Raw genomic sequence first — 1060 nt, 5'->3', positions numbered from 1 at the left:
AAAAGGTTTGGTTCCTGCCGCCGCTTCATATAAAAGGCGCGGTTAAAATAGGTTCGCTTGAAGCGCCGTTTATTAATGCCGAAGCCGTTGATTTTAAAGCGGATATACGCAACTTCAAGCCCGATATAGCCAATATAGACGGCGGATTATCGCTTGTAACTTCCGCCGGGGTTATCAAAGATTTGTATCACCTGACCAACGCCAACGCGGTAACAAAAGTATTGTTCGTTTCTTTGGGCGTGGTAAGCAAATTGATAAACAGTTTGGACGTACTTTCATTGTTAAATTCTCTTTCGGCGGCCGTGCTGCCAAGCGACAAGCAAAAAGAAGCTCTTGAAGCCAGCCCGGATAAAATAGAAGGCGTGCTTGAGTACGACAGCTTTAAAATCAATTTGACTTTTGCCAACGGCTTGACCGATATCAAAAACGGTAATTTTATATCTTCTCTGCTTTCTTTCAACTTGGCCGGACAGATAAATTTTAACAACCGTAAAATTAATATGACGGTTGACGCCGCGCCCGGCAAACACGAAAGCGGCGGCATAATGCCGCTTAGGTTGAACGTCAACGGTACGGTGGATGAACCGCAAGGCAATATGAGTATGCTTTCCAGCGCGGCGAATCTTGTCAGCCAAACTATTTTTAATAATGCCGGCAGCCGTTTGGTTAAGAAAAGCGTCGGCGGCATACTGGGAATATTCGGGATAGGCTCCCAAAGCAAAAAAGCTAAGAAGGCCAAGGCTGACGCCCAGGCCGAGGCTGATGCTTTTGTGCCGATAGAGCTGCCTGAGAAATTGGGCGAGGAGTAGTTTTACTCGGTCTATCTTACGTGTCCTCGGCTAGCAAGCTTTCGTAGTTAGCTTGATTTCTTTTGACTCGTGTTAAGTCGCGCTCTCACGGCTGGCAATTTTCTATTTTTGAGTATATTTTGATTTTTTACTCGGTCTATCTTTATCGCTCATTGCTAGCACTTTGCCGCTTTTGGTCGGCTTTAAATTTTTTCCTCAGTCGGGTACTGCGCCGCCTTTGGCGGCATAGCCGCAAGTATACCGCGTTCGTA

At 46.1% G+C, this 1060-nt stretch carries 1 protein-coding gene; it reads left to right on the top strand.

What is annotated here, in order from left to right:
- The coding region (locus tag ACQY26_RS00730) for an AsmA-like C-terminal region-containing protein (protein WP_428047173.1) at positions 1-809 on the top strand (809 nt) is incomplete at its 5' end.
- Between the last annotated feature and the right edge of the window lie 251 nt (positions 810-1060).

Origin of the sequence: Candidatus Proelusimicrobium excrementi (genome assembly GCF_937881865.1) — a bacterium.
GTDB lineage: Bacteria > Elusimicrobiota > Elusimicrobia > Elusimicrobiales > Elusimicrobiaceae > Proelusimicrobium > Proelusimicrobium excrementi.
Note: the sequence above shows the minus strand (reverse complement) of the source record. Positions and strands in the feature narration are given on the sequence as shown.